The 23,479-nt window shown below is 70.4% G+C and carries 20 protein-coding genes; 10 read left to right on the plus strand and 10 right to left on the minus strand.

What is annotated here, in order from left to right; all coding sequences use genetic code 11:
- Nucleotides 1–3 precede the first annotated feature (3 nt).
- A complete protein-coding gene (locus tag AC1DWC_RS05870) occupies nt 4–711 on the plus strand; it encodes an HU family DNA-binding protein (protein WP_477906583.1) in 708 nt (235 codons plus the stop codon).
- A gap of 64 nt (nt 712–775) precedes the next feature.
- On the opposite strand, the gene AC1DWC_RS05875 is transcribed toward AC1DWC_RS05870, so the two are convergent.
- The 3 genes from AC1DWC_RS05875 to cofC form a co-directional block, all read right to left on the minus strand.
- Entirely contained in the window at nt 776–1,702 is a 927-nt protein-coding gene (locus AC1DWC_RS05875; protein WP_477906584.1) for an NUDIX hydrolase, read from the minus strand.
- Between the two features lie 46 nt (nt 1,703–1,748).
- Nucleotides 1,749–3,911 (minus strand): RNA degradosome polyphosphate kinase, encoded by a 2,163-nt coding sequence (locus AC1DWC_RS05880; protein ID WP_477906674.1) that lies wholly within the window; start codon nt 3,909–3,911, stop codon nt 1,749–1,751.
- Between the two features lie 105 nt (nt 3,912–4,016).
- Nucleotides 4,017–4,715, minus strand: coding sequence for a 2-phospho-L-lactate guanylyltransferase (cofC, locus tag AC1DWC_RS05885; RefSeq protein ID WP_477906585.1), 699 nt, complete (start codon nt 4,713–4,715; stop codon nt 4,017–4,019).
- 106 nt (nt 4,716–4,821) lie between these two features.
- On the opposite strand from cofC, the gene AC1DWC_RS05890 reads away from it, so the two are divergent.
- Nucleotides 4,822–5,820 carry an NAD(P)H-dependent glycerol-3-phosphate dehydrogenase gene (locus tag AC1DWC_RS05890; RefSeq protein ID WP_072845150.1) on the plus strand — a complete coding sequence of 333 codons (999 nt, stop codon included), beginning with the start codon at nt 4,822–4,824 and terminating at the stop codon, nt 5,818–5,820.
- Between the two features lie 60 nt (nt 5,821–5,880).
- Nucleotides 5,881–6,987, plus strand: coding sequence for a D-alanine--D-alanine ligase family protein (locus AC1DWC_RS05895; RefSeq protein ID WP_477906586.1), 1,107 nt, complete (start codon nt 5,881–5,883; stop codon nt 6,985–6,987).
- A gap of 102 nt (nt 6,988–7,089) precedes the next feature.
- On the opposite strand, the gene AC1DWC_RS05900 is transcribed toward AC1DWC_RS05895, so the two are convergent.
- On the minus strand, nt 7,090–7,698 hold the full coding sequence (locus tag AC1DWC_RS05900) for a DUF3515 domain-containing protein (protein WP_477906587.1): 609 nt from the start codon (nt 7,696–7,698) through the stop codon (nt 7,090–7,092).
- A gap of 246 nt (nt 7,699–7,944) precedes the next feature.
- Between AC1DWC_RS05900 and AC1DWC_RS05905 the strand changes: the two genes are divergently transcribed.
- Nucleotides 7,945–8,853: a thiamine-phosphate kinase gene (locus AC1DWC_RS05905; protein ID WP_477906675.1), complete on the plus strand. Its 909-nt coding sequence runs from the start codon at nt 7,945–7,947 to the stop codon at nt 8,851–8,853.
- On the opposite strand, the gene AC1DWC_RS05910 is transcribed toward AC1DWC_RS05905, so the two are convergent.
- Nucleotides 8,850–10,661: a lipase family protein gene (locus AC1DWC_RS05910; protein ID WP_477906588.1), complete on the minus strand. Its 1,812-nt coding sequence runs from the start codon at nt 10,659–10,661 to the stop codon at nt 8,850–8,852. The two genes, AC1DWC_RS05905 and AC1DWC_RS05910, sit on opposite strands and share 4 nt — an antisense overlap.
- A gap of 94 nt (nt 10,662–10,755) precedes the next feature.
- On the opposite strand from AC1DWC_RS05910, the gene AC1DWC_RS05915 reads away from it, so the two are divergent.
- Both AC1DWC_RS05915 and AC1DWC_RS05920 read left to right on the plus strand, forming a co-directional pair.
- Nucleotides 10,756–11,277, plus strand: a complete 522-nt coding sequence (locus AC1DWC_RS05915) for a gamma carbonic anhydrase family protein (RefSeq protein WP_477906589.1) — start codon at nt 10,756–10,758, stop codon at nt 11,275–11,277.
- Nucleotides 11,277–11,972, plus strand: a complete 696-nt coding sequence (locus AC1DWC_RS05920) for a uracil-DNA glycosylase (RefSeq protein ID WP_477906590.1) — start codon at nt 11,277–11,279, stop codon at nt 11,970–11,972. The genes AC1DWC_RS05915 and AC1DWC_RS05920 overlap by 1 nt, the downstream gene beginning before the upstream one ends.
- On the opposite strand, the gene AC1DWC_RS05925 is transcribed toward AC1DWC_RS05920, so the two are convergent.
- Together AC1DWC_RS05925 and rpmB are read right to left on the minus strand one after the other, a co-directional pair.
- Nucleotides 11,969–12,763, minus strand: a complete 795-nt coding sequence (locus AC1DWC_RS05925; protein WP_477906591.1) for an enoyl-CoA hydratase/isomerase family protein — start codon at nt 12,761–12,763, stop codon at nt 11,969–11,971. The two genes, AC1DWC_RS05920 and AC1DWC_RS05925, sit on opposite strands and share 4 nt — an antisense overlap.
- A 157-nt stretch (nt 12,764–12,920) precedes the next feature.
- Complete coding sequence (rpmB, locus tag AC1DWC_RS05930) at nt 12,921–13,112, minus strand: 50S ribosomal protein L28 (protein ID WP_072845156.1); 192 nt, start codon at nt 13,110–13,112, stop codon at nt 12,921–12,923.
- 244 nt (nt 13,113–13,356) lie between these two features.
- Here rpmB and AC1DWC_RS05935 point away from each other — a divergent pair, with 244 nt between their 5' ends.
- Together AC1DWC_RS05935 and recG are read left to right on the plus strand one after the other, a co-directional pair.
- Entirely contained in the window at nt 13,357–14,979 is a 1,623-nt protein-coding gene (locus AC1DWC_RS05935) for a DAK2 domain-containing protein (RefSeq protein WP_477906592.1), read from the plus strand.
- Nucleotides 14,980–14,994: 15 nt separating this feature from the next.
- The gene (recG, locus tag AC1DWC_RS05940; RefSeq protein WP_477906593.1) at nt 14,995–17,244 is read left to right on the plus strand and encodes an ATP-dependent DNA helicase RecG; all 2,250 of its coding nucleotides are present in this window, start codon (nt 14,995–14,997) and stop codon (nt 17,242–17,244) included.
- Here recG and AC1DWC_RS05945 read toward each other — a convergent pair.
- The gene (locus tag AC1DWC_RS05945) at nt 17,241–18,086 is read right to left on the minus strand and encodes an acyl-CoA thioesterase (RefSeq protein WP_477906594.1); all 846 of its coding nucleotides are present in this window, start codon (nt 18,084–18,086) and stop codon (nt 17,241–17,243) included. The genes recG and AC1DWC_RS05945 overlap by 4 nt on opposite strands.
- Nucleotides 18,087–18,195: 109 nt before the next feature.
- Between AC1DWC_RS05945 and AC1DWC_RS05950 the strand changes: the two genes are divergently transcribed.
- Nucleotides 18,196–19,482, plus strand: coding sequence for a hypothetical protein (locus AC1DWC_RS05950; protein ID WP_477906595.1), 1,287 nt, complete (start codon nt 18,196–18,198; stop codon nt 19,480–19,482).
- Between the two features lie 275 nt (nt 19,483–19,757).
- A complete protein-coding gene (gene helR / locus AC1DWC_RS05955) occupies nt 19,758–21,968 on the plus strand; it encodes an RNA polymerase recycling motor ATPase HelR (RefSeq protein ID WP_477906596.1) in 2,211 nt (736 codons plus the stop codon).
- 206 nt (nt 21,969–22,174) lie between these two features.
- Here the strand turns inward: helR and AC1DWC_RS05960 are convergent, their stop codons facing one another.
- Nucleotides 22,175–22,597: a hypothetical protein gene (locus AC1DWC_RS05960; RefSeq protein WP_477906597.1), complete on the minus strand. Its 423-nt coding sequence runs from the start codon at nt 22,595–22,597 to the stop codon at nt 22,175–22,177.
- A 107-nt stretch (nt 22,598–22,704) separates the two neighbouring features.
- The gene (locus AC1DWC_RS05965) at nt 22,705–23,283 is read right to left on the minus strand and encodes a dihydrofolate reductase family protein (RefSeq protein WP_477906598.1); all 579 of its coding nucleotides are present in this window, start codon (nt 23,281–23,283) and stop codon (nt 22,705–22,707) included.
- Nucleotides 23,284–23,479 lie beyond the last annotated feature (196 nt).

Here is a 23,479-nt window from a genome sequence, read left to right on the forward strand (position 1 = left end):
TCCATGAACAAGGCAGAGCTCATTGATCAGCTCACCGAGCGACTGAACTCGGACAGGCGCGGCGCGACGGAGGCCGTCGAGCACATCGTCGACATCATCGTCCGCGCGGTGCACTCCGGTGAGAACGTGACGATCACCGGCTTCGGTGTCTTCGAGCAGCGTCGGCGCGCGGCCCGAGTGGCTCGCAACCCGCGCACCGGCGAGACCGTCAAGGTCAAGCCGACCTCGGTGCCCGCCTTCCGCCCCGGCGCTCAGTTCAAGGCCGTAATCGCGGGCAAGCAGAAGCTTCCCGCCAGCGGCCCGGCCGTCAAGCGTGGTTCCGCGGCAGCGGCTCCGGCCAAGAAGGCAGCGGCGAAGAAGACCGCGGCCAAGAAGGCGGCGCCCGCGAAGAAGGTGACGCCGGCCAAGAAGGCGGCGCCCGCGAAGAAGACGGTCGCGAAGAAGGTGACGCCCGCCAAGGTGACACCGGCCAAGAAGGCGGCGCCCGCGAAGAAGACGGTCGCGAAGAAGGTGACGCCGGCCAAGAAGGCAGCGCCCGTGAAGAAGGCCGTTGTGAAGAAGGCGGCGGCACCGGCCAAGAAGACGGTCGCGAAGAAGGTGACGCCGGCCAAGAAGGCTGTACCGGCCAAGAAGACCGTCGCGAAGAAGGCCGCACCGGCCAAGAAGGCGCCCGCGAAGAAGGCGCCCGCCAAGAAGGCTGCGCGCAAGTAGACCGACTGTGCACGCGTCGGCGTGCTGATCAGGGGCGGGCCCGGGGAGTGGCCGGGCGGCGCTCTCAGAGGTCAGGAAGCGCGCTGTCGATGTGGTTGGCGTCCACGAGTTTGCCGCCGGACAGCGACAGGACCCAGATGCTGCCCTTCCGGTTGCGGGCCGGGGGGAGGGCGATGCCGTCGCGCTGCGCCCACCACTGGAGCAGGTCGGGGATCACGAGGCCCTGGGTGCAGATCACCTGGACGCCGCCGCGCGCGGCGATCTTGCGGACGAGCGCGCGGGCCCGTGCGGGATCCTCGGTGTAGGCCTCCTCGGTCAGCGCCGGCTCGAGGCCGATGTCGACGCCGAGCGCGCCGGCCAGCGGTTCCACCGTCTGGACGCAGCGGACCCGGTCGGCCGCGTGAATCTCCGTGGCGCCGAACGCCTGCAACACCGGGGACAGCGCGAGCGCCTGGGTGCGTCCGTGCTTGTCCAGCGGACGTTCGGGGTCCGGACCCGTGTACCGGGCGCGGCTGCCCGCCTTGGCGTGCCGGACCACGAGCACGGTGGTGGTGTCGGCAGGCACCGAGATGAACCGTCGCGTCACCTTCAGGTCCACCGAGTAGGACAGCGCGCCCGGCACGTCGTCGGGGGCGAGCCACCGGAGTTCGTCGACCTCGTTGTTGGGCACGAACTCGCCGCCGCGTGCCTCGGCCGCCCAGTAGTCGACCCGCTTGCGCTTGCGGTGGCCCGGGATCTCGTAGGCGACCCGGGTGACGTGGCGGCCGAGTTGGACCCGGTGCCCGGTCTCCTCCTCCACCTCACGCAGGGCCGCGACGACAGGCGTCTCGCCCGGGTCGAGCTTGCCCTTGGGGAAGGACCAGTCGTCGTAGCGAGGACGGTGGATCAGCCCGATCTCGATCTCGTACGGGTTCGTGGGCGACTTGCGCCAGAGCACCGCGCCGGCGGCGAAGATGTTTGCCTTGATCGGTCGGTCCGACTTCGAGCTCACGAACTTCCTCTCTGTGGGCGGAACCGGGTACCGGCGGTGTGCCGGATCAGGCCCCGCCTCCGCGTCGGCTGCGCATCAGTTCCTGTTGGTGCTCGCGCACCTTCTCGCCGCGGGCCGGCGAGGCCACCCAGCGTCCGTCCGGCTCGAGCACCCAGCAGCGAGTGGTCGGTTCGAGCGCCGAGTCGAAGATGCCGCTGAGCTGATCGGCCAGTCGCGGGTCCTTGACCTGCGCCATGACCTCGACGCGGCGGTCCAGGTTGCGGTGCATCATGTCGGCGCTGCCGATCCAGAACTCGTTCCCCCCGACGAAGTGCAGGATGCGGGAGTGCTCGAGGAAGCGGCCGAGAATCGAACGCACCTCGATGTTCTCGCTCAGGCCCGGCACTCCCGGCTTGAGGGCGCAGATCCCGCGTACCACCACCTGGACGGGCACGCCGGCCTGCGAGGCACGGTAGAGGGCGTCGATGACCTGCTCGTCCACCAGGGCATTCGCCTTGAGGCGCACCCCGGCCGGGCGGCCCGCCTGCTGGTGCGCCACCTCCGCGGCGATCCGCTCCACGATGCCGGACCGGACACTGTAGGGGGCGACGAGGAGGTTGCGGTACTTCGCCTTTCGCGAGTAGCCGGTCAGCGAGTTGAACAGGTCGGTCAGGTCGGCCCCGATCTCCGGTGCGGCGCTGAACAGGCCGACGTCCTCGTACATCCGGGCGGTCTTCGGGTTGTAGTTGCCGGTACCGATGTGGCAGTACCGGCGGATCGTGGAGCCCTCGCGCCGGACCACAAGGCAAGTCTTGCAGTGGGTCTTGAGACCGACCAGTCCGTACACCACGTGCACGCCGGCCTGCTCCAGCTTGCGCGCCCACTTGATGTTCGCCTGCTCGTCGAAGCGCGCCTTGATCTCCACCAGCGCGACCACCTGCTTGCCCGCCTCGGCGGCGTCGATGAGGGCGTTGACGATCGGGGAGTCGCCGGAGGTGCGGTAGAGGGTCTGCTTGATTGCCAGCACGTGCGGGTCCGCCGCCGCCTGTTCGATGAAGCGCTGCACGCTGGTCGAGAAGGAGTCGTACGGGTGGTGCACCAGCACGTCGCCGTCCCGCAGCGTGGAGAACACGCTCTTCGGGGTCTCCCGCTCGCCGAACGCCGGATGGGTGGCCGGCACGTACGGCGCGTCCTTGAGGTCGGCGCGTTCGACCCCGTAGACCTGCCACATGCAGGACAGGTCGAGCAGTCCGGGTAGCTGGATCACGTCGCCGGGGTCCACGTCGAGCTCGCGCAACAGAAGTTCGAGCATGTGCTCGGTCATGTCGTCGGCCACCTCGAGCCGAACCGGAGAACCGAACCGGCGGCGGGCGAGTTCGCGTTCGAGGGCCTGCAGCAGGTCCTCGTCCCGGTCCTCCTCGACCTCGAAGTCGGCGTTGCGGGTGACCCGGAACGCGTGGTGTTCGACGATCTCCATGCCGGGGAACAGGGTGTCCAGGTGCGCCGCGATCAGCGCCTCGGTCGGCAGGAAGGCCGGGATGGACGACGGCGAGTCCGGGCGGTTGACGCGGACGAAGCGGTCGACGTTGTCGGGCACCTTGACCCGGGCGAAGTGCTCGCCGCCGGTGGTGCGGTCCTTGACCGTCACGGCGAGGTTCAGGCTCAGGCCGCTGATGTAGGGGAAGGGGTGGGCCGGGTCCACCGCCAGTGGGGTCAGCACCGGGAACACCTGCTCCTGGAAGTACTCCGAGAGCCTGCGCTCCTCGTCGGTCGTCAGGTCCGACCAGCCGATGATGGAGATGCCCTTGTCGGCCAGGGCGGGGAGCACCATGTCGAGAAACGTCCGCGCGTGCTTCTCGGCGATCTGCTGCGATCGGCGGTTGATCAGCGCAAGCTGCTCACGCGGGCTCAGCCCGTCCGCCGAGCGAACCGACAGCCCGGTCTCGTCCCGTCGCTTGAGCCCGGCGACCCGGACCATGTAGAACTCGTCGAGGTTCGAGGCGAAGATCGCGAGGAACTTGGCGCGCTCGAGCAGTGGCAGCGACGGGTCCTGGGCGAGGGTGAGCACCCGGGTGTTGAAGTCGAGCCAGCTCAGCTCCCGGTTGAGGTAGCGGTCCTCCGGCAGCGGGGCCAGGGAGCCGTCGACGGGCAGCGGGGTGGCCGCGGGCGGCGCGGTGGGAATTACCGGCAGGTGGTTCGTGACCGCGGCGAACCGCTCGCGTTCGCTCACCGCGGCGGCGGGCTTGGATCCGGGCTCGTGTCGGACGTTCTCGGCATTGGTCACAGCTCGATCATCCCTCAGATCGCGAGTGCGCGACAATCGATGGCGGAGATGTCAGGTGAATTTTCGGGTGGGTGCGGCGCCGCTGTGCCAGCCGATCCGGCGCAGTTGCTCCGCGGTCGCCGGCCCGGGGCCGAGCGCGGCGGCCGCGTCGAGGTCGGCGGCCGTGTCCACGTCGAGCCGCAGGCCCGGCCAGTCGCCGGTCAAAGCCGTTGCGCCGGAACCGAGGTGACGTGCCGCGGAATCGGGCCCGAAGCGGGGGTCCAGCCCCACGGCCGGTTCGCCGACAATCAGCGCCGCGGTGCCGGTGCCGTGGTGGTCGACGACGATCGCCCGGGGGTGATTCCGGGCGGCGGCGAGTGCCGCGTCCAGTTCGCTGCCGAGCAGGCACGGCAGATCGCCCTGCAGGGCCACCACCGCAGTGCGGCCGGGGCGGGCGCCGGGGTGCGCGGCCGCTGCGCGCAGCACGGCGTTGAGGGGATCGTCGCCCGGCGACGGCGGGTCCGGCAGCCATCCGACCCCGCACTCCTCGGCGACGGCGACCACCGTCGGGTCCGGCGTGATCACCGTGATCTCACCGACCGCGGACGCCGTGCGGGCGGCGGCGACGGTGTCGCGCAGCATCGCCAACACGAGGTCGGTCCGTTCGGTGGGCAGCAGACGAGTGGCCAGCCGGGTCTTGGCCCGACCCAGGTCCTTGACCGCGATCAGCACGTGCGCGCGGTGCGGCGGCAGGTGGAGTGCGGTGTCCATGGCATCGATCCTGCCAGCACGGGTACCGGTGAGAGGGACCGCGGCACCTGACGGGCCGATTACTGTCAGAATGCGTTTCAGGTGCAGCATCGGCGGAGGGACTTCCATGGGCAGGGCGGCAGTACTGGGTGCGGGTTCGTGGGGCACGGCATTTGCGAAGGTGCTGGCCGATGCCGGCACCGATGTGACGCTCTGGGCGCGCAGAACGGAAGTGGCCGAGGCAATCTCGACCGACCACGTCAATCGGTTCTACCTCGACGGGGTGGACCTCCCGTCGACGCTGAAGGCGACGAGCGACTATCGCGAGGCACTGGACGGGGCCTCCGTGGTGGTGTTGGCGGTGCCGTCGCAGTCGCTGCGCGAGAACCTCGCGGTGTGGGCGCCCTCGATCGGGGCGGACGCGACGATGCTCTCGCTGGCCAAGGGCATCGAGAGTGGCACCCTGATGCGGATGAGCGAGGTGATCGTCGAGGTGACCGGCGCGGACCCGTCTCGGGTGGCGGTGCTCTCCGGGCCGAACCTGGCGAAGGAGATCGCTGTCGGCCAGCCGGCCGCGACGGTCATTGCGTGCACCGACTCGGATCGGGCATTGGAGCTTCAGAAGGCTTGTGCAACAGGTTATTTCCGCCCGTACACCAACTCCGACGTGGTCGGTTGCGAGATCGGCGGGGCGTGCAAGAACGTCATCGCACTGGCCTGCGGCATGGCGTCGGGCATCGGGCTGGGGGAGAACACCAGCGCCTCGATCATCACCCGGGGTCTGGCGGAGATGATCAGGCTGGGCGTGGCGCTCGGCGCCAACCCGGCGACGCTCGCCGGACTCGCCGGCGTCGGTGACCTGGTCGCGACCTGCTCGTCGCCGCTCTCTCGGAACCGCACCTTCGGCGCGCACCTCGGTGCGGGCGGCGACATGGCGAGTGCGCAGGCCGCCACCAACGGGCAGGTCGCCGAGGGTGTGAAGTCCTGCACCTCGGTCCGGGCACTGGCCCTGCGCCACGGGGTGGAGATGCCGCTGACCGACGCCGTGCACCGGGTGTGCCACGAGGGCATGTCGGTGCGGGAGGCCGTCGGCCTGCTGTTGGGCAGGCGCGTCAAGCCGGAATGAGCGCCGGTCGACGCCGGTACCGAGCGGGCTCGTGGGCGTGTGAGCCGGTACTGTTTGTGGGTGAGTAATCCGCGTACGAGGGTGGCTGTGGTCTTCGGTGGTCGCAGCAGTGAGCACTCTGTTTCCTGTGTATCCGCTGGTAGTGTGCTGCGCAACCTCGATCCCGAGCGTTACGAGGCGATCCCGATCGGCATCACCGAGGAGGGCGCCTGGGTGCTCGGCCCCGCCGACGCCTCCGCGCTGTCGATCGACGGGCGCACGATGCCGACCGTCGACGCCGGGGGCACCGCACTCGCGCTGACCGCGGACCCGACCCGGGCCGGCGCGGTGGTCTCCCTCGCGGCGACGGAGGCAGGCAAGGTCCTCACCTCGGTGGACGTGGTGTTCCCCGTACTGCACGGTGCGTACGGCGAGGACGGCACCGTCCAGGGACTGCTCGAGCTTGCCGGGGTGCCGTACGTCGGACCCGGGGTGCTGGCCAGCGCGGCCGGCATGGACAAGGAGTTCACCAAGAAGCTGCTCGCCGCCGAGGGACTGCCCGTCGGCCGCCAGGTGGTGCTGCGCCCGGGCACCGCCACCCTCTCCGCGGCGGACCGCGCGGACCTCGGCCTGCCGGTATTCGTCAAGCCCGCACGCGGTGGATCGTCGATCGGCATCTCTCGGGTGTCGAGCTGGGACAAGCTGGAAGAGGCGATCGCCGAGGCCCGCAGCCACGACCCGAAGGTCATCGTCGAGGCCGCGATCGTGGGCCGGGAGGTGGAGTGCGGAGTGCTCGAGTTCCCTGACGGCACAGTGCGTTCCAGTGTCGTCGCGGAGATCCGGATGCCGGAGGTGAGTGCCGACGAGGATTCCTTCTACGACTTCGACACCAAGTACCTCGACGACATCTGTGAGTTCGACGTGCCCGCCAAGCTGGACGACGACGTCAGCGAGGAGATCCGGGCGCTCGCGGTCCGCGCGTTCGCTGCGCTGGACTGCCAGGGCCTGTCCCGGGTCGACTTCTTCGTCACCGAGAACGGTCCGGTGATCAACGAGATCAACACGATGCCCGGCTTCACCTCGATCTCGATGTACCCGCGGATGTGGGAGGCCGCCGGCATCGACAACGCGACGCTGGTGAGCACCCTCGTCGAGACCGCGTTGGCCCGGGGGACCGGCCTGCGCTGAGCCCCGGCCACAGCACTCCGCCCGAGTCGAACGTCTCGTTCGCTSGGGCGGAGTCGGTTGGTGAGGGACTTCGGTCGGGGAGGGACTTCGGTTGGTGAGGGGCTAGGGGTTGGGGACGGGCGCCGGCACGGCCGCCGGGTCGATCGGCTTGGCCTCGAGCGCGGCCGCCACGGCGCCGGACGCGTCCTGCAGGGGGCTCGGCCCCAGGCCGTACGGGACGGTCAGCGCCACGTAGACGCCGCGGTCGACGGCGAACCAGGTGCTGGCGTCGAGGCCCTCGCCGCCGGGGATCTCGAACCACTGAACCCCGTCGATCACCTGCAGCGCGCTCGCCGCGTTGAACTCGCCCGGCCGGTCGACACCGCAGCGCAGCACGATCTCCTGGGCGTCGACGTTCTGCCAGGCCGCGGCGCCCTCGGGCGCCGGGTCGACGAGTTCTGCGCGGTCGAAGTCGCCGAGCTGCTCGGGCAGTGAGCCGATCAGGCTCGCGCACTCGGGGGAACCGGCGGCCGCGGCCGGGACGGTGCCCAGCGCGACGGGTTCGAGGACCGGGTTCTTGCCGGCCATCACCGCGGCGACCAGGATGCCCACGACCATCGCCACCGGCAGGGCCACCGCGGCGGCGATCAGCGCCGGGTTGCGGCGGGTGGGCGAGTCGTCGGTGTCGGCGGCAGTGTCGGTGGAGCCTGGGGGCTGGGTGGGTTCGGTCATCGTCCTGTGCTCTCAGTCATCCGGCTGGTCGACGCGCGGGTGCGTCCACCTCGGTGATGGAGCCCTTCCCGGCGCAGTGCCACGGTGACCTCGGTAGAGTCGCCTTGGCTCTGGTTCGCGTCGTGCGTGGCCGGGGCAGTCCCGGCTGCCTTCCCAAGGTACCGCAGTGTGATTTCTCGGAGGTGCGCCATCAACTCGACGGATCCGGACGCCGGTCGTACGGTCGCCGACGTCGGTGAGTTCGCGGTGATCGACCGCGCGGTGGCCGGTCGCGTGCAGCCCGCGTCCACGTTGCTGGGGCCGGGAGACGACGCCGCGGTGGTCCGCGCCGCGGACGGCCGGGTGGTGGCGTCGACCGACATGTTGGTGCAGGGCAGACACTTTCGGCTGGACTGGTCGAGCCCGGAGCAGGTCGGGCGCAAGGCGGTGGCGCAGAACGGTGCCGACATCGTCTCGATGGGTGCCTGGCCCACCTCGTTCCTGGTGGCGCTCGGCTGTCCCGCCGACACCCCGGTGTCGGTGACGGACGCGCTGACCGACGGGATCTGGTCCGAGGTGGCCGAATTCGGGGCAGGCGTGATCGGCGGCGACATGGTGCAGTCGGAACAGGTGGTGATCTCGATCACCGTGCTCGGTGACCTCGGCGGCCACGACCCGGTGCTGCGGTCGGGCGCGCGGGCCGGTGACCAGGTGGCGGTCGCGGGCCGGCTCGGCTGGTCCGCCGCGGGGCTGGCCGCGCTACTCGCCGGCTCGGAAGACTTTCCGGAACTCGTTGGTGCGCATCAGGTCCCGACGCCGCCCTACCGATGTGGGCCGGCGGCCGCGCGGGCCGGCGCGACCGCGATGACGGACATCTCCGACGGGTTGGTGGCGGACCTCGGGCACCTGAGTGTGGCCTCGGGTGTCGGCGTCGACCTCGACACGACCCTGCTCGAGCCGGATGCGCAGCTGCGGGCCGCCGCCACGGCACTCGGCGCCGACGCGCGGGAGTGGGTGTTCACCGGTGGCGAGGATCACGCGCTGGCCGCGACCTTCCCCGCCGGTGCCGCGCTGCCGGAGGGCTGGCGACGGATCGGCGTGGTGCGCGCGGGTGACGGGGTTCACGTGGACGGCCGCAACTGGGCCGGCGCCGGCGGGTGGCAGAGCTTCTCCTAGACCTCGACCGGCAGCCGCTCGCTGTCATCGGGAGCCGTCGATTCGGCGCAGTCGAGTGCCCGTGGTGCGAGACCCTTCTCGATCAGGAATGTCATCAGTCGCGTGACCGTGGTGCGGGCGGCGGTGAGCTGGGTGATCTTGGCCGACTTGGGATCGCTGAATGCCGAGAGGTGATTGATCTGCCCGGACAGCTGGATCTCTGCATTCGCGAGCAGGTACCAGAGTTGTTCGTCGTACTCGAGGTCGAGCAGCTTGCGTGCATGCTCGGTGGCGACCCGCAGGACGAGGGTGACCGCGTCCGGAATGACGTGGTCGACATCCGAGCTGCCGGCCACCCCGGTGGCGGCGACGGCGGCTCCGGTCGAGGCGAGACCGCCGAGCAGTGCGAGTCCGCCGACCATTCCGCCGGGTCCGAAGGCTGCCAGGCCGCCTGTGATCGCCGCTGCCCCGAACACCGAGGCGGGTGCGGCGACGGCAAGACCGACCGGACCCGCCGCGACGAGCGCCACACCCGCCGCGACGGTGAGGACGCGCCCCCACGGAACTCCGCCTCGGCGGTCGACCGACTGCTGTACCTCGGTGATTGCCCTGCCGATCTTCTCCCCGGCATCCCGCCGAAACCCGAGAGCCTCGGCGATCTCGGGCAGCGCATCGAGAGGCGCCCTGGCCACGTCGATCTCGAACGGTTCGACGACATTGGTGACGGCGAGCGCGACGAGGGCGTTGACCGCTCGGGAGAGTTCCCAGCGTTGGGGCAGTGCGGGCATCTCGCCGCCCTGGAGCGCCGTGAGCTCGGGTGCCGGGGGACGGCCTTCTGCCGCGGCCTGCTCGGCGAGTCGGGCCGCAACATTGTCGCGGGTCATGTCGAGTGCGGATCGATAGCGGGTCGCGCGGTCCTTGTCCTTGATGCACCGGGCCACCAACTGGGCGTAGTGCAGGACCAGTAGGGCGGACGCCTCGGAGTCGGTGAGCCGGACTGCCACCTCGGAACTACGCAGAGCGACAACCTTTGTCGGATACAGCAGATCGGCGATCAGTCGGGTGGCGGACTCGTGGCCGAGGTAGGCGGCCGCAGAGTGTTCCAGGAGGCCGACGTCGATCCGGAAATCCTGCGCGGCAGTGAAGGTGGCACCGAGGCCGCGTCCGCCGGTGACGTGGTCGCCGATGTTGAGGAAGTTTGTCCAGTCGTCGACACGCCGGTACGGGAACTTCTTGAGCAGGCGTTCACTTCCCTCGTGCAAGACCTTCGCATTCGCGGGGCTGCCGATGGTGATGAATCGACGGACGTGCACTTCCGCCGGGAGGTGGTCGAGGAGGTCGATTGCGATGACACTGCCGAGACTGTGGCCGATCAGCATGATCTCGCCGGTGGCCGGGATCTGGTCGAGGATTCGTCGTAGCACGGCGCCGCGCACCGCCTCGCTGCCGACGTAACGCCTGACCTGAGGCAGGTCGAAGCGGTTGACGAACCGGAGAGCGGCCTGTCGGGTGGGGTCGAGGACCTGCTCGGGCACGCGGTGGAATCCGACTGCCGAGGACACCGGATCGAGTCCGAGTACCCGGCGGACTCGGGCCTGTCGGCGCTCGAACTCGCGCCGGCCGGTTGTTTCGTCGCCCGCCTTGTAGGTGGTGGCCGGGAGCTTCGCCGAGATCCCGTCGGTAGAGAGGAAGGATGCGTAGCGAGGCGCGCAGGTGTCCGCCTGATCGATCGGCTCGAAGCGATCACGGACGAGGCCCCGGTTGAGCCCCTCGAGCCACCCGGCGGCCGGGTCCCCGTCGCCGATGCCGTGCAGGAAGACAATCTTCACGTTCAATCCCCTTTGTGATCCGTACGGCAACCCGGCGCAGACTATCGGACGACGCCGGAACTTTGCCGCCACCGCACGTGGCTAACATGCACCCATGACCGTCTACGCCCTCGGCGACCGCGTGCCCGACATCCATCCCGACGCCTACGTCCATCCCGACGCCGTCGTCATCGGCGCGGTGACCCTCGCGGCCGGGGCCTCGGTCTGGCCCCAGGCGGTCCTGCGCGGGGACTACGGGACGATCAGCATCGGCGCGAACACCAACATCCAGGACGGGACCGTCATCCACTGCACCATGGTGGACGCGACCGTGATCGGTGCGGGCTGCGTGGTCGGTCACAACGCGCACATCGAGGGGGCGGTGATCGGCGACGACTGCCTGATCGCGTCGGGCTCGGTGGTGCTCAACGGCTCGCGGGTCGGCGACGGGGCGATCGTCGGCGCGGGCGCGGTGGTGCCGTTCAATTTCGAGGTGCCGGCACGGCGGATGGCGCTCGGCGTGCCCGCGAAGATCCGCGAGGGCTACGAGGTTCCGCTCGGGCACGTGGAGCTGAACGTGAAGATGTACGCGGCGAACTCCGCGTACTACCGCGAGTCGCTGCGCAGGCTGGACTGATGGCCGGGGCGTCCCTGGACGAACTCGTGGAACCGGGTTGGGCGCGGGCGCTGGGCCCGGTGGCGGATCGGGTTGCCGCGATGCGGGAGTTCCTCCGCGAGGAGACCGAGCAGGGCCGCGGCTACCTGCCCGCGGACGAGCTGGTGCTCCGCGCGTTCGCGCAGCCCTTCGACGACGTGCGTGTCCTGATCGTCGGGCAGGATCCGTATCCGACCCCGGGACATGCAGTGGGACTGAGCTTCTCGGTGGCGCCGGATGTGCGGCCGGTGCCACGCAGCCTCGTCAACATCTTCACCGAGTACACCGAGGACCTGGGCTTCCCGACGCCCACGTCGGGTGACCTCACCCCGTGGGCCGCCCGCGGCGTGCTGCTGCTGAACCGGGTGCTCACCGTGCAGCCGGGGGAGGCCGCCTCGCACCGGCGCAAGGGCTGGGAGCAGGTCACCGAACAGGCGATCCGGGCGCTCGTCGAGCGCCGCGGCCCGGACGGGACGCCGCGCCCGGTGGTGGCGGTCCTCTGGGGCCGCGACGCGGGAACGCTCAAGCCGATGCTCGGCGGCGCCCCGGTGATCGAGTCCGCCCACCCGTCGCCGCTCTCCGCCCGCCGCGGGTTCTTCGGGTCGCGCCCGTTCAGCCGGGTCAACCGGCTTCTCGACGGACTCGGGGAGAAGCCGGTCGACTGGCGGCTGCCCTAGAGGCCCGCGAAGTCCGCGCGGCGCTTCTCCACGAACGCGTTGACACCCTCGCGGCCCGCGGGGGACTCCGCGGCCACAGCGATCGATGCCGTCTCCGCGTCGAGCTGCTCGGAGAGGGTGGCCTGCCCGGACCGGGCGAGGAGCTTCTTGATGCCGACGTAGGAACTCGTCGGCCCCGCGGCCAGGGTGCGCGCCACCCGCAGCGCCTCGTCCTTGATCTCGTCGTCGCCGACCAGGCGGCTGAGCACGCCGAGCCGGGCGGCCTCCTCGCCGCTGATCACGGCGTCGGTCAGCAGCAGCTCACGGGCCTTGGCGATGCCGACGATCCGCGGCAGCGACCAGGACATGCCGCCGTCCGGGGTGTAGCCGATCGAGGGGTAGGCGGGGCGGAGCTTGGTGGCGGGACCGCCGATGGCGATGTCCGCGGCGCACACCAGGCTCATCCCGGCGCCGGTTGCCCAGCCGTGCACGGCGGCGACCACGGGGACCTCGGTGGCGTCGAGCTCTCGGACGAAGTCGTGCAGCGTCCCGGCGAGGCCGCCGACGAACGCGCCGCGGTCCTCGGCGTTCGCGAATGCGCGGACGTTGCCGCCGGCGCAGAAGTTGGCGCCCTCGCCGACCAGCAACACGCTGCGGGCGGCGATGGTGCCGGCGCTCAGTGCGCGGAGCGCGTGGGTGCCCTGGGCGACGCCGTCGAAGTCGAGAGAGGTGCCGTTGGCGTCGGTGGCGATGGCAATGCGGAGAACGTCGCCTTCGAGGCGCACCTGGCTGAGATCATCGAAGAAAGTCACTCGACGACCATATCTGTCGTCCGGAGCCCAACCTGCACCGCGGACCGACTGGTAGGACTACCGTGCTCCCGATGTGCGTGCCCCGGACATTGCCCCGGACATGACTGTGCCCCGACACCCAAAGGGTGCCGGGGCACAGTCGATGCGCTGAGAGGTATCAGCCGCGGACAACCTTGCCTGCCTTGAGGCAAGAGGTGCACACGTTGAGCCTCTGACGGTTACCGGTTCCAACCTGGGCCCGGACAGTCTGAATGTTCGGGTTCCAGCGACGGTTGGTACGCCGGTGCGAGTGCGAGACCGACTTACCGAAGCCGGGCCCCTTGGCGCATACGTCGCAGACGGCAGCCATAGTCGCGAACTCCTTGATTTAAGTGAATGGAAACTGAAATTGTCTTGCAGGTGGAGCGATTGAGCCTGCCTACGAACAGGAGACACTGAAGCGACCCTTGCGAGGCAACCCCGAAAGACTAGCCGTATTTGCCTCGATTGACCAAACCGGCCTCGCCTGCGCATCGCTCGGGGCGCACTGTCCGACCCGACCGCTAGTCTTGCGAGGTCGACAATACCCACTCGGGCGGAGGAAACGAAGCGACGTGTTCAAGGCCCTGGACAGCGTGGACGGTACGGCCCTGGGGCGCTGGGCGCGGGCCTGTGTGGACGGCCTCGAGAGCCGTTGCGACGAGATCAACCGGCTCAACGTCTTCCCGGTCCCGGACTCCGACACCGGCACCAACCTCCTCGTCACGATGCGCGCGGCGGCCGCCGAGGCGTTGACGGCGTCGGACGCGTCGGTGAGCGAGGTCGCGGCCGCCCTGGCCCGCGGGGCAGTGGCGGGAGCCCGCGGCAACTCCGGCGTGATCCTCTCCCAGGTGCTGCGTGGCATCGCGGAGGCCGCCGACTGCGGGCGCCTCGACGCCGCCACCGCCCGGTCCGCACTGAACGAGGCCTCGGTTCTCGCCGCCGAGGCGATCAGCGTGCCCGTCGAGGGCACCATCGTGACGGTGCTGCGGCACGGGGCCGCCGCCGCCAGCGCCTGCCCGCACGACACCCCGCTGTCCGACGTGGTCCGCGCCGCGGCGGACGCAGCCGCCGAGGCGCTCGCCCGAACCCCGTCCCAGCTCGCCGCCCTCGGACTGGCCGGCGTCGTCGACGCGGGCGGCCTGGGCCTGGTGGTGATCCTCGACGCGCTGGTCGGCGTGGTGACGGGCGAGACCCCGGAACGGGTCGACCTCGGCGTGGCGGTGCCCCGGGTGCCGGTCGTCGAGGTCGAGGTCCCGACGCCGGACTGCGTGGATCAGGCGGACGACCAGGACTACGAGGTGATGTATCTGCTCGCCGACAGCGACGACGTGCGGGTCGGCGCGTTGCGGTCCGACCTCGACGCGCTCGGCGACTCGGTGATCATCGTCGGTGACGGGGCCGGTGCGTACTCCGTGCACGTGCACTGCGCAGACCCCGGTGCGGCCGTGGAGGCGGGTCTCGCCGCCGGCCGCCCCCATCAGGTTCGGATCTCGTGCTTCGTCCTCGACCAGCGTCGCCGCCTCGGCCCGGCGCCGGCCGCCACCCGCGGCATCCTGGCGGTGGTCGCGGGTGCGGGTGCGGCGGACCTGTTCGAGGAGGAGGGCGCCGAGGTGCTGCGGTACAAGCAGTCGGTGACCCCCGGGCAGTTGCTCGCGGCAATCCGCGACGTCGGGCACGGCGAGGTCCTGGTGCTGCCGAACGGTGCCCTGTCCGCACAGGAACTGGTGGCCGTCAGCGTGGCGGCTCGCAACGAGAACCATTCGGTACTGATGCTGCCGAGTTCGTCGACGGTGCAGGGGCTGGCGGCGCTGGCCGTGCACGACCCGTCGCGGGTCGCGGCGGACGACGCGTTCACCATGTCGGAGGCCGCGGCCAGCACCCGGTGGGGGTCGCTGCGGATTGCCCCGGAACGGGCCCTGACCCTGGTCGGCACCTGTGAACCCGGAGACGGTCTGGGCCTGATCGGTCACGAGGTGGTGGTGATCGCGCCCGATGCGTCGGAGGCCGGAAGGCGACTGCTGGACCAGGTGCTCGGGGTGGGCGGCGAGATGGTCACCCTGTTGCTCGGCGCCGCCGCGCCGGACGGACTCGCGGACATGCTCATCGACCACGTCGACCGGCACCATCCGGGGGTGGAGGTCTTGGTCTACCCCGGTGGCCAGGACGGCGACCTGCTGCAACTCGGCGTCGAGTAGGGACGAGAAGGAACATTGGCAACACTGACGGATCGACTCGACCACCTGCTCGGACAGAAGACGGCGGCCGCACTGGCCGAGGTCTTCGACATCAGCACCGTGCAGGACCTGCTGCGGCACTACCCGCACCGCTACGCGACCCGGGGCACGGGGCTGGTGGACCAGCGCCCGGAAGAGGGCGCGCACCTCACCGTCGTCGCGCGGGTGAGCAAGACGGACCTGCGGGCAATGCGGTCCGGGCGCGGCTTCCTGCTCAAGGCGACCCTGGTCCCCGACCAGAAGGACGCCGCGGACCAGCAGAGCATCGACGCCACCTTCTTCAACGGGCAGAAGGTCAAGCACCTGGTCCGCACCGGCACCCGGGCGATGTTCTCGGGCAAGGTGAAGTACTTCAACAACAAGCCCGAACTGACCCACCCGAGCTACCTGCTCCTGCCGGAGCCGGGCGAGGAGGACATCGTCTCGGGCAGCATCCGCGGTGCGGGTGAGCTGGCGGGGATGGCGCGCAGCGCGCAGGACGGCTCCGGCGTGGACATGTCGGTCTTCGAACGCAGCCTCATCCCGCTGTACCCGGCGACCCGTGACGTGGAGAGCTGGACCCTGATGCGGTGCATGCGTCAGGTGCTGGACCAGCTCGACGACGTGGAGGACCCGCTGCCCGAGTCGGTCCGGCGCGAGCACGGCCTGATCGGGCTGGACGAGGCACTGCGCCTGGTGCACCTGCCGGAGACGCAGGAGGAGGTGGTCCGGGCCCGTGAGCGGCTCCGGTTCGACGAGGCCGCGGCGCTGCAGCTGGTGCTGGCGCAACGTCGGCACACCGCCGAGGGTCGCGTCGCCCCGGCGTGCCCACCGAAGCCGGACGGCATCGCCGCGGCGTTCGACGCGATGCTGCCGTTCACCCTCACCGACGGCCAGCAGGCCGTGGCGGAGGAGATTTCGGCGGACCTGACCCGTCCACACCCGATGAACCGCCTGTTGCAGGGCGAGGTGGGCTCGGGTAAGACCATCGTCGCGCTGAGGGCCATGCTGCAGGTGGTGGACAGCGGACACCAGTGCGCGCTGCTCGCACCCACCGAGGTGCTCGCCGCCCAGCACGCGCGGTCGATCCGTCAGATGCTCGGAAACCTCGGCACCGCAGGGGAACTCGACGCCGCCGGGAATGCCACCCGGGTCACCCTGCTGACCGGGTCGATGCCCGTCGCGGCGCGCCGGACGGCCTTGCTCGAGGCGGTCACCGGTGACGCCGGCATCGTGATCGGGACGCACGCCCTCATCCAGGACGGCGTGGAGTTCTTCAACCTCGGCATGGTGGTGGTCGACGAGCAGCACCGCTTCGGTGTCGAGCAGCGCGATGCCCTGCGCGGCCGTGCCCGCGAGGGACTGAGCCCGCACCTGCTGGTGATGACCGCGACGCCGATTCCCCGGACCATCGCGATGACCGTGCTCGGCGACCTCGAGACCTCCACGCTGCGGGAGCTGCCGCGGGGCCGGTCGCCGATCGTCAGCCGGGTGGTCTCCGCCAGCGAGAAGCCGGCATGGGTGGACCGGGCCTGGGAACGGATCCGCGAGGAGGTGGCGCAGGGCCGGCAGGCGTACGTGGTGTGCTCGCGGATCGGGGAGGGTGACGACGAGGGGCCCGACGCGAAGGAACAGAACACCGTCGCGGCGCTCGCGCTGTTCGACGAGCTCCGCTTCGGCGCGCTCTCGTCGCTGGAGGTGGGGCTGCTGCACGGCCGGCTGCCGTCCGACGAGAAGGACGCCGTGATGAAGGACTTCACGGCCGGCCGGATCGACGTGCTGGTGTGCACCACGGTGGTGGAGGTCGGCGTGGACGTGCCGAACGCGACGGTGATGGTGCTCCAGGACGCGGACCGGTTCGGCGTCAGTCAGCTGCACCAGTTGCGTGGCCGGGTCGGCCGCGGCGGGCACCAGGGCCTGTGCATCCTGATCACGGAGATGAGCCCCCAGTCGCCCGCGTACCAGCGGCTCACCGCGGTCGCCGGCACCAACGACGGCTTCGAACTCGCGCAGCTGGACCTGGCGCAGCGGCGGGAGGGTGACGTGCTCGGCGCCGCCCAGTCCGGCAGCCTGTCGACGCTGCGGCTGCTCTCGCTGCTGGACCACGAGGACGTCATCGAGGCGGCCCGGGAGTTCGCGCAGAAGGTGGTGACCGCGGACCCCGAGCTGACCGCGCACCCCGGCCTGGCCTCGATGGTCACCGCCGCGCTGGCGATCGACAAGATCGAATTCCTGGAGAAGTCCTAGGCGCTGGGCGGGGTGTCGCGCAGGAGGGCCTCCTGCATCACCGAGGCGACGAGTACCCCGTCCTCGGAGTAGATCTGGCCCCGGGCCAGACCGCGGCCGCCCGACGCGTTGGGGACCTCCTGGGTGAACAGCAGCCACTCGTCGGCGCGGAACGGGCGGTGCAGCCACACCGCGTGGTCGAGCGAGGCCACCTGGCGCGGGGTGGAACTGGTGCCCCGGGTCAGGTTCACGGTGCGGACCAGGTTGACGTCGGAGATGTAGGTCAGCGCGCACGTGTGCAGCAGGCTCTCGTCGGGCAGGTCGTCCCGCACCCGAACCCAGAACCGCTGCCGCGGGCCGTTCCCGACGTCGGGCAGGCCGACGGTGCTGTCGCCGACGAACCGGAGGTCGAGGACCAGCGCCGGCACCGGGGGTTCGTCGTCGAACCAGGCCGTCCACTTGTGCTTGTCGGCGGTGAGCTCCTCCGGCCTGGGCACCTGCGGCATCGTCGGCTGGTGGTCGGTGCCGACCTCGGGGACCTGGAAGGACGCGGAGAGGCTGAAGATCGCCTTGCCGTCCTGCTCGGCGGTGACCCGTCGGGTGGTGAAGGAACCGCCGTCCCGGGTGCGGTCGACGTGGTACTCGATCGGCTGGTCCGTGCGTCCGCCGCGGATGAAGTAGCCGTGCAGGGAGTGCGCCACCCGTTCCTCGCCGACCGTGTGACCGGCGGCGATCAGCGACTGCGCGGCCACCTGTCCGCCGAACGCGCGCATCGGGGACCCCGAATGGCAGGTGCCGCGGTAGACGTCCACGCCGAGAGGTTCCAGGGTCAACAGCTCGACGAAGTCCCGTGCAGAGTTCATGACGACACAGTATTGCCACGAGAGCGCCGACATGGCCGTGGCGCTGGGTGTTTACTGGAATTCGCGACCGCGTTGCGCTCCGCACCCGACGAGACGGGACCGGTGGGTCATGGGCAGAGCTGACTCGTTGCCACGCTCGAGATCTGTCGCGTTCGCGGCCGCCGCCGTGCTGTGCGCGTCGCTCTCGGCGGTTCCGGCCGGTGCGGCGCAACGGGCCCAGCCGGCGTCCCAGCCCGGTTGCGCCTGGCAGTTCATGTCGGACAGTCAGGTGCTCAACGTGGCGTTCCCGGACGTCAACGCGACGTACTGGGTGCTGCCGTACGCACTGACCCCCGATGAGCACATCGAGTTGAGCGGCACCTTCCCCGACGCGCGGTACATGTCCCTGAACACCTACGGCACCGACTTCGGGACCGTCGACACGCTGCGGGACGACCAGATCGCACCGGACCCCGGCAGCGGCAACCCGTTTGCCGATCCCACCGCGGCGGCTGCGCCCGAGTCCGCACGGCGTTGGCATGCGACGGTGGTGCCCGGCGCCGCCGACCACTCGGTCAACCAGATCCGGGGCCTGCCCGCCGCCGGCCAGTCCGCGCCGCTCGGGTTCCTGATCATCCGGGTGTACGTCCCCGACGACCCGAACTCGGCTCCCGGGGGCGTGCCGCTACCGGACGTGACGCTGGTCCGTGGCAACGGCGCGGTCCGGACACCGGTGCCCACCTGCGCGGCGGCGTTCGACCCCGCGACCGTGCAGAACGGTCCGGTCGGTCAGGCGCTGACGGCGGCGTTCGACAACGTCATCGCCGGCGCCGCGTCCGGCGCCTTCCCGGGCGGCGTGCCCGAGGCCACCTTCGTCAACCCGGCCAGCACGTCCGGGCTCTTCCCCAACGGTGACAACAAGTACCTCGGCGCCGGCCTGACCTATCAGCCCGGCCGGATCGTGGTGGTCCGCGGCCGGGCCCCGACCTTCCCGGACACCCGCGCCGGCGCGCTGCCGACCGAGCCGGGCACCCAGGTCCGCTACTGGTCGATGTGCCAGAACGACCAGGTCTCGCCGTACCCGGTGGTTGCCTGCGCGGCGGACTTCCAGACCCGGGTCGACGACGCGGGGAACTACACCTACGTGGTGGCCGCGCCGGCCGACGTCCCGCCACGAGCCCAGGCGGATCCGACCGTGACGGTCCTGCCCTGGGGTTCGACGGCCGTGCCGCGGAAGGTGCTGTTCTTGCGGCACATGCTGCCGAGCCGGCAGTTCTACCCGCAGTCGGTGCAGGCCTCGCAGGACCAGCACACCGACCCGGCGGCGAGCATGGGTGCGTACTACCCGGAGGCGACGTACTGTTCGACCGCGACATTCGAAACAGGCGGGTACGGAGCGTGTTTCGACGGGGGCTGATGCGCTCGGAAGGGTGGGGGAGCGCGGAGGTGTCGGGCGTGGACGGTGTCCTGGTGCTCGGCGTGGTGGGCGCGTAGCCGCCGGCAGTGGGCCAGGTGTTCCGGATCCGTGATCGTGGCGAGGTTCGTCGAGTGTCGGTCGCCGACCCGAATGAAAGGGGTACGTACTCCCTTCCATTTTCAATTTATAGCCGACCCCGGGGCTTGCGGCAAGGCCCGGGTGGTGCCGCAGAATCGCTGGCCAGGCCAAAACCTACGGACTTCGGAGCTGATGCTGTGAGCCCTCTGACCACCAGTGCGTTCGACCTTCGCGACCGCCTCGCCCCCAAGGCCGACCCGACGCTGATCGCCGACGACGAGCGGCACCTCGCGGCCCTCGCGGAAAGTCTCGAGAGGTCCATCGCGGACCTGTCCAACCGCATCGACGCGGAGCGAAAGGCGCCCCGCCGCATGGGCCAGGAGGCGATGGAGCGGGACATGATGGTCCACCGGCTGGGCGCCGAGCTGCGCGCCCTGCGTCGCTACGGCCTGGACCTGTGCCTCGGACGCATGGTCGGGGCGGACAACTCCGAGGCCGTGTACGTCGGACGACTCGGCCTCATGGACAGCGCGGGCAACCAGCTGCTGGTCGACTGGCGCTCGCCCGCTGCCGAGCCGTTCTTCGGGGCGACCCACGCCAACCCGATGGGCCTGGCCAGCCGCCGTAGGTATCGCTGGGCCCGTGACCGGGTCAGCGACTACTGGGACGAGGTGTTCACACCCGACGGGTTGGAGGCCAACGCCGCGCTCGACGACCAGTCCGCCTTCATCGCCAGCCTGGGCAGCAACCGGTCGCCCCGGATGCGGGACGTGCTCGGCACCATCGCGGCCGACCAGGACGCCATCGTGCGCGCGGGATCTCGCGGCGCGCTCGTCGTCGACGGCGGTCCCGGCACCGGCAAGACCGTTGTCGCGCTGCACCGCGCGGCGTACCTGCTCTACTCCGACCCCCGGCTCCGTCACGGCGTGCTGTTCGTCGGTCCGCACGAGCCCTACCTCGCCTACGTAGCCGACGTGCTGCCCAGCCTCGGCGAGGACAGCGTGCAGCTGTGCACACTGCGCGACCTGGTCGCCGAGGGTGCCGCAGCCCGGGACGAGACCGACCCGGAGGTGGCCCGCCTGAAGTCGTCGGCGGATCTGGTGAAGGCGATCGAGGCGGCCGTCAGGTTCTACGAGCAGCCGCCGACCAAGGGGATGACTGTCGCGTCCGAGTGGTCCGACATATGGCTCGGCGCCGACGACTGGGCCGAGGCGTTCGGGGCGCCGGAGCCGGGGACCCCGCACAACGAAGCCCGCGAGCAGATCTGGGAGCTGCTGCTGACGATCCTGGTGGACAAGTACGACGGTGACGTCCCGGTTGCCCAGCTCCGGAAGTCGCTGCAACGCAACGACGAACTGCGCACCACCCTCGACAACGCATGGACGCTGATCGAGGCGGCCGACCTCGTCGCCGACCTGTGGTCGGTGCCCGCCTACCTGCGCAAGTGCGCGCCCTGGCTCAGCCCCGACGAGGTTCGGAAGCTGCAGCGCGCGGATGCGAAAGCGTGGACTGTCTCCGACCTGCCGCTGCTCGACGCCGCACGGCAGCGGCTCGGAGATCCCGAGGCGTCACGACGTCAGCGTCGGCACAACGCCGCCGTCGCGGCCGAGCGCGAGCAGCGGTCCAGGGTCATCGACGACCTGATCGCGTCCGACACCTACGCCGACGGCGAGGGCCTGATGACGCAGCTGCGGCAGCAGGACCTGCAGGAGATGCTGGTCGACGAGGCCGCCCTGCCTGCCGTCGACCCGACTCGCGTCAATCAAGATGCGCTCGCCGGTCCGTTCGCGCACATCGTGGTGGACGAGGCGCAGGAACTGACCGACGCGCAGTGGCGGATGCTGCTGCTGCGCTGCCCTTCTCGGAGCTTCACCATCGTCGGCGACCGCGCCCAGGCCCGGCACGGGTTCACGGAGTCCTGGCAGGACCGGCTCGCGCGGATCGGGCTCGACCGGATGGACCTGGCCTCCCTGAGCATCAACTACCGGACGCCGGCCGAGGTGATGGCCGAGGCCGAGCCGGTCATCCGGGCCGCGCTGCCGGACGCCAACGTGCCGACCTCCATCCGCAGCAGCGGCATCCCCGTCGCCCACGGGTCCGTCGCGGAGCTGGACGCGGTCCTCGACACCTGGCTCGCGGAGAATGCCGACGGGATCGCCTGCGTCATCGGCACCGGTGACGTCGGCAGCAGGACGTTCCCGGCGACGACCCGCGTCCGGTCGCTGACCCCGGAACTGGCGAAGGGCCTCGAGTTCGACCTGGTCGTCCTGGTCGACCCCGAGCAGTTCGGTGACGGCATCGAGGGCGCGGTCGACCGCTACGTCGCGATGACCCGGGCGACCCAGCGACTCGTCGTCCTCACGAGCTCGAGCCTTCCGTGCGAGGGGGCGGCGGTTCTGGCCGAGTGAGAGTCCGTTTCGGGTAGTTGTCCGGCGCCGGCTCGGTGTACGTGGGCACACCGTCAAGCCTGGGGGATTCGTGCCGACGTTCCCCTGGGTCTGATGCCGGTGTCCTCGATGTCGACGTAATCGGTTGTGCTGGAGAATCTTCCGGATGATCGCGGTTCTCTGGGCTGTCCACGGCCGGAAGCGTCGCGGAGAACACACTCCGTCGGTCAGGGGGCCGTCCAGGCGCCGGCGCCGGGCAGGAGCATGAGTGCCGGGTACCCGGGCGGGCCGGTCGGCACCGTGACGGCGGCGACCACGGTTCCGGACCCGGTCTGGGCCTCGACGCTCGGATACCCGAGGTACGCGATCCCGGCCGCGCCGGTCGCGACGTTTCGCCAATGAATGAAGACGCAGCAGTAGCGGTCGTTGGAGAATCGCGTGACGCCCGGCGTCGCCGGGTCGGTGCTGGCGGTCACGTACATGCTGCCCCCGGTGGGGAGTCCGGGCGGATTCATCCACCCGACGCCTACGACGGGAATGGGGAAGACGGTGTCGGTCGGCGCGGCGGCGGCCGGCTGTGCGGCGACGAGCAGTGCGACGCCGGCCCCGGCGACGATCGATGCCCGGCGTAGACGGTGACGTTGTCTCATCGACGGACCTCCCGGCCTGGCGGCCCGCACCCGGTCCCGAGCACCGACGCCGGCCGAAGATGCTGTCAGCCTACGTCCGCCGCCAGGTGTGTCGCGGCACATTCGTCTCATCCGCGGGTGCTCCCGCGTTGATGCTTCGAGGGCACCGTCCGCAACGCAAACACCCTGATGGGGGAACGCGAAACGCCGCCCGCCCCAGGGAAGTATGTTCGTTCGGTGACCGGCCGCAGGAACGGCGTCCCGCCACCGACGACTACCGGATTGCGGAACATGCGCAGCTCGTCGACGAGGCCGAGCTCGACAGCCGCCGCGGCCAGGCCGGCGCCGCCGATCGAGACGTCTTTGTCGGTCGCGTCGAGCGCCGTAGCGGTCTCCTCGGCCAGTGACGCCGTCGCGAGCCGGGCGTTGCCCTGGACGCTGTCGAGCGTGCGGCTGAAGACGACCTTCGGGATCGAGCACCAGACGTCGGCGAACGCCGACCTGAGCTCGTTGTCGCGCAGCGACGGATCCGTCTCCCAGGGCAGCATCGTCTCGTAAAGCCTACGGCCGCAAAGATAACCGCCGAGCTCGCGCGCCTGCGTGGTGTGGAAACGAAACTGCTCCTCGTTAGGGACCGTCCACCCGAACGCGCCCTCGCGGTCGGCGATGAAGCCGTCCACCGAGACGCCCATCGAGTAGATCAGCATGGCTTCAGCTCGTCCCGCCGGAGCGACGGGCGATGATCGCGATGAAGTTCACCAATGGGCGTGACATCGGCTCTCCGTCCTTCTGCACGCTGCTCTGCCACAGCTGGCGACCGGTCGCGAGGCGAAAACTCGTCGTCGTGGGCGGTCCGAGCGACCGTACGGTCATCGCCTGCGCCGCACTGAAAATCTATTTGCT

The sequence above is a fragment of the Rhodococcus sp. P4_C10 genome, from assembly GCF_056402135.1.

Coding starts and splice junctions, on each gene's coding strand:
- AC1DWC_RS05915 (WP_477906589.1), top strand. CDS start 10,756: ATGACCGTCTACGCCCTCGGCGACCGCGTGCCCGACATCCATCCCGAC.
- AC1DWC_RS05920 (WP_477906590.1), top strand. CDS start 11,277: ATGGCCGGGGCGTCCCTGGACGAACTCGTGGAACCGGGTTGGGCGCGG.
- rpmB (WP_072845156.1), bottom strand. CDS start 13,112: ATGGCTGCCGTCTGCGACGTATGCGCCAAGGGGCCCGGCTTCGGTAAG.
- AC1DWC_RS05890 (WP_072845150.1), top strand. CDS start 4,822: ATGGGCAGGGCGGCAGTACTGGGTGCGGGTTCGTGGGGCACGGCATTT.
- AC1DWC_RS05960 (WP_477906597.1), bottom strand. CDS start 22,597: ATGAGACAACGTCACCGTCTACGCCGGGCATCGATCGTCGCCGGGGCC.
- AC1DWC_RS05945 (WP_477906594.1), bottom strand. CDS start 18,086: ATGAACTCTGCACGGGACTTCGTCGAGCTGTTGACCCTGGAACCTCTC.
- AC1DWC_RS05965 (WP_477906598.1), bottom strand. CDS start 23,283: ATGCTGATCTACTCGATGGGCGTCTCGGTGGACGGCTTCATCGCCGAC.
- AC1DWC_RS05950 (WP_477906595.1), top strand. CDS start 18,196: ATGGGCAGAGCTGACTCGTTGCCACGCTCGAGATCTGTCGCGTTCGCG.
- AC1DWC_RS05870 (WP_477906583.1), top strand. CDS start 4: ATGAACAAGGCAGAGCTCATTGATCAGCTCACCGAGCGACTGAACTCG.
- cofC (WP_477906585.1), bottom strand. CDS start 4,715: ATGGACACCGCACTCCACCTGCCGCCGCACCGCGCGCACGTGCTGATC.
- AC1DWC_RS05900 (WP_477906587.1), bottom strand. CDS start 7,698: ATGACCGAACCCACCCAGCCCCCAGGCTCCACCGACACTGCCGCCGAC.